Origin of the sequence: Paracraurococcus ruber (genome assembly GCF_004353985.1) — a bacterium.
Classification (GTDB): Bacteria; Pseudomonadota; Alphaproteobacteria; order Acetobacterales; family Acetobacteraceae; genus Paracraurococcus; species Paracraurococcus ruber.
Genome location: NZ_SMOA01000403.1, coordinates 1 through 3,577, shown reverse-complemented (window position 1 = coordinate 3,577; position 3,577 = coordinate 1). Strand labels below are relative to the sequence as shown.

The following is a 3,577-nucleotide window of genomic DNA, read 5'->3' as shown; positions in this document are numbered from 1 at the left end:
GGCCGCAGCCCGCCGCGCCCGCCCTGGCGGAGGCGGCGCCGGCCGCCGCCGCGCCGGCCCCCCCCGCCCCCACCCATGCGGCGCCGCCGCCCAGCTATGTCGCGCAGCTCTTCGCCGCGCTGGAGAGGCACAAGACCTACCCGCCGGACGCGCGCTATCGCCGCGCCCAGGGTGTGGCGATGCTGCATTTCCGCATGCGGCGGGACGGCACCGTCACCGCCTGGCGGCTGGACCGCAGCGCCGGCGACCCGGCGCTGGATGCCGCGGTGCTGGCCATGATCCAGCGCGCCTCTCCCCTGCCGGCGCCGCCGGCGGACCTGGCGGGCGAGGCGCTGGAGCTGACCGTGCCGGTCCGCTTCGCCCTGCGCTGACGGCCGGCGCGGTCCCGGCGGGGTGATTGCGGGATCGGGCCGGCCCGGACTAGCCTTCCCACCTGCCCGGGCCTTTCGGGTGCCGGGCGCAGGAGCACGCCATGGCCAATGCCCGTCCGCAGCATCCCTATCTCGACCTCTTCGCCTTGGCGTTGGTGCCGCGGTCGGCCCATGGGGGCGACCACAGCAAGGACCCGCCGCATCTGCTGCCGCTGACCGGCGGGACGCCGGAGGCGCAGGCGGTGCTGGACCTGCTGAGCGGCGCCGACCAGGACATCCGCCTGGACCATGAGCGGGCGGCCGCCATCAACCTGGACCTGGCCGAGACGCGGATCCGCATGGCGATCAGCCATGGCGACACCGCCCCGTCGCTGCAGACGGCGCTGGAACGCATCGCCCAGGCGCGGGAGGAGATGGCGAAGCACGACAGCCGCCGCGCCTGCGCCGCGCTGGCCGATGCGCTGCGCGCGGTGGCGACGCCGCACTGAAGGCCCGCCGGGCCGCGCTGCGGGTTGCGGCCCGGCCCTGCCGGGGCCACCCTTCCCCCGACAGGCAAGGGGGACCGGGCGTGGCCGGATTCAGGAGCAGCCAGCACTACATCGCCTCGCGCGACCTGGAGGTGGCGGTGAATGCCGCCATCGCCCTGCAGCGCCCGCTGCTGGTGAAGGGCGAGCCGGGCACCGGCAAGACCGTGCTGGCGCATGAGGTGGCCCAGGCGCTCGGCCACCCGCTGATCGAGTGGCACATCAAATCCACCACCAAGGCGCAGCAGGGCCTGTACGAATACGACGCCGTGTCGCGGCTGCGGGACGGGCAGTTGGGCGACCCGCGGGTGCACGAGATTGGCAACTACATCGTCCGCGGCAAGCTCTGGGACGCCTTCGAGGCCGACAAGCCGCATGTCCTGCTGATCGACGAGATCGACAAGGCCGATATCGAGTTCCCGAACGACCTGCTGCTCGAGCTCGATCGCATGCAGTTCTTCGTCTACGAGACGCGGCAGACCGTGGTGGCGAAGCACCGGCCGGTGGTCATCATCACCTCGAACAACGAGAAGGAGCTGCCGGACGCCTTCCTGCGCCGTTGCTTCTTCCACTACATCCGCTTCCCCGACCGCGAGACGATGGAGAAGATCGTCCAGGCGCATTTTCCCGACATCAAGCAGGAGCTGGCGCGGGAGGCGCTGAACGTCTTCTTCCAGGTGCGCGGCGTGACCGAGCTGAAGAAGAAGCCGGCGACCAGCGAGCTGCTGGACTGGCTGAAGCTGCTGATGATCGAGGACCTGCCGCCGGAGGTGCTGCGGTCCACCGATGCCAAGACCGCCATCCCGCCACTGTACGGCGCGCTGCTGAAGAACGAGCAGGACGTGCACCTGTTCGAGCGGCTGGCCTTCCTGAGCCGGCAGCGGCAGCGCTGAGGCCGGGGGGAGAGAGGGCTGCCTCTCTCCCCCCAGACCCCCCACTCACCGCTTTCTCATAGAAATAGATGAGGGGGGCTTGGGGGGAGAATGCTTTCTCCCCCCGATCTTCCTGTGGAGGACCGGATGCTCGCCCATTTCATCCTCGCGCTCCGCACCGCCGGCATCCCGGCCAGCATCACGGAATACCTGACGCTGCTGCGCGGCATGAAGGAGGGCGTGGCCGACTACAATGTCGACGATTTCTACCACCTGTCCCGCGCGACGCTGGTGAAGGATGAACGCCACCTGGACCGCTTCGACCGCGTCTTCGGCGAGGTGTTCAAGGGGCTGGAGCCGCCCGAGGGCGACCCGCAGGAAGGCGCAGCCATCCCCGAGGAGTGGCTGCGCAAGCTGGCCGAGAAATTCCTGACCGAGGAGGAGAAGGCGCAGATCGAGGCGCTCGGTGGCTTCGAGAAGCTGATCGAGACGCTGAAGCAGCGCCTGGCGGAGCAGAAGGGCCGGCACCAGGGCGGCAGCAAGTGGATCGGCACCGGCGGCACCTCTCCGTTCGGGGCCCATGGCTACAACCCCGAGGGCGTGCGCATCGGCCAGGAGGAATCGCGCCATCGCCGCGCGGTGAAGATCTGGGACAAGCGGGAGTTCAAGGATCTCGACGGCGATATCGAGATCGGCACCCGCAACATGAAGCTGGCGCTGCGCCGGCTGCGCCGCTTCGCCCGCCAGGGCGCCGCGACGGAGCTAGACCTGCCCGACACCATCCGGGCCACCGCCAACAATGCCGGCACGCTGGACCTGAAGCTGGTGCCGGAGCGGCACAACACGGTGAAGGTTCTGCTCTTCCTCGATATCGGCGGGTCGATGGACGACCACGTGCAGGTCTGCGCCGAGCTGTTCTCCGCCGCACGCGCCGAGTTCAAGCACCTGGAGCATTTCTACTTCCACAACTGCCCCTACGAGCGGCTGTGGACCAACAACCGGCGGCGGCGGGAGAGCGAGATCTCCACCTGGGAGGTGCTGCGGAAATACGGGCCGGACTACAAGCTGATCTTCGTCGGCGACGCGGCGATGAGCCCCTATGAGGTCATCCAGCCCGGCGGCAGCGTGGAGCACTGGAACGAGGAGACCGGCCAGGTCTGGCTGCAGCGGCTGATGGGGCATTTCCGCCGCAGCGCCTGGCTGAACCCGATGCCGGAGGCGGCCTGGGGCCGCTACCAGTCGGCGCAGATCCTGCACCGGCTGATGGAACGCCGGATGTACCCGCTGACCCTCGACGGGATCGAGGCGATGACGCGCGAGCTCAGCCGCTGAGCATGAAAAACCCCCGGGGCCGCGGGGCCACCGGGGGTATTGCCTGGGGTCAGGCGCGGGTTAGGGCAGCGGCACCGGGTTGGCCGACAGGCTGCGCAGATAGGCGATGACATTGGCCCGGTCCTTCGGGTCCTTCAGGCCCACGAAGCCCATCCGGGTGCCCGGCGCATAGCCCTGCGGGTTGGCCAGCCACCGGTCCAGCTCGTCGTAGTTCCACGGCCCCTGGTGCGCCTTCAGCGCCGCCGAATAGTTGAAGTTTTCCAGGTGCCCGTGCGGCTTGCCGACCACGTCGTAGAGGTTGGGACCGACGCCGTTGCGGCCGCCCTCGTTCACCGAATGGCAGACGGCGCATTGGCGGCGGAACAGGGCGCCGCCGGCCTCGGGATCGGCGCTGCCCAGCAGGGCGGTGACCGGCTGGTCGCCGGCCGGGGCGGCGGCGGGCTGGGCGCCCGGCGCGGGGGCCGCCGCGCCCGGGGCG

General features: G+C 70.2%; 5 protein-coding genes. 4 read left to right on the top strand and 1 reads right to left on the bottom strand.

The genetic code is table 11. The features are described from left to right. The 4 genes from E2C05_RS29825 to E2C05_RS29810 form a co-directional block, all read left to right on the top strand. Positions 1-371, top strand: a 371-nt coding sequence (locus E2C05_RS29825; RefSeq protein ID WP_133223248.1) for an energy transducer TonB family protein, incomplete at its 5' end; no start/stop codon positions are given. A gap of 101 nt (positions 372-472) precedes the next feature. Further along, on the top strand, positions 473-859 hold the full coding sequence (locus E2C05_RS29820; RefSeq protein ID WP_133223247.1) for a hypothetical protein: 387 nt from the start codon (positions 473-475) through the stop codon (positions 857-859). Positions 860-939: 80 nt separating this feature from the next. Continuing rightward, on the top strand, positions 940-1,788 hold the full coding sequence (locus E2C05_RS29815) for an AAA family ATPase (protein ID WP_133223246.1): 849 nt from the start codon (positions 940-942) through the stop codon (positions 1,786-1,788). A gap of 126 nt (positions 1,789-1,914) precedes the next feature. Continuing rightward, positions 1,915-3,099: a vWA domain-containing protein gene (locus E2C05_RS29810; protein ID WP_133223245.1), complete on the top strand. Its 1,185-nt coding sequence runs from the start codon at positions 1,915-1,917 to the stop codon at positions 3,097-3,099. Positions 3,100-3,159: 60 nt separating this feature from the next. Here E2C05_RS29810 and E2C05_RS29805 read toward each other — a convergent pair. After that, positions 3,160-3,577, bottom strand: a 418-nt coding sequence (locus E2C05_RS29805) for a c-type cytochrome (RefSeq protein ID WP_133223244.1), incomplete at its 5' end; no start/stop codon positions are given.

Bases quoted from the DNA above. Each gene is read 5' to 3' on its own strand.
- E2C05_RS29820 (WP_133223247.1), top strand. From the start codon at position 473: ATGGCCAATGCCCGTCCGCAGCATCCCTATCTCGACCTCTTCGCCTTG.
- E2C05_RS29810 (WP_133223245.1), top strand. From the start codon at position 1,915: ATGCTCGCCCATTTCATCCTCGCGCTCCGCACCGCCGGCATCCCGGCC.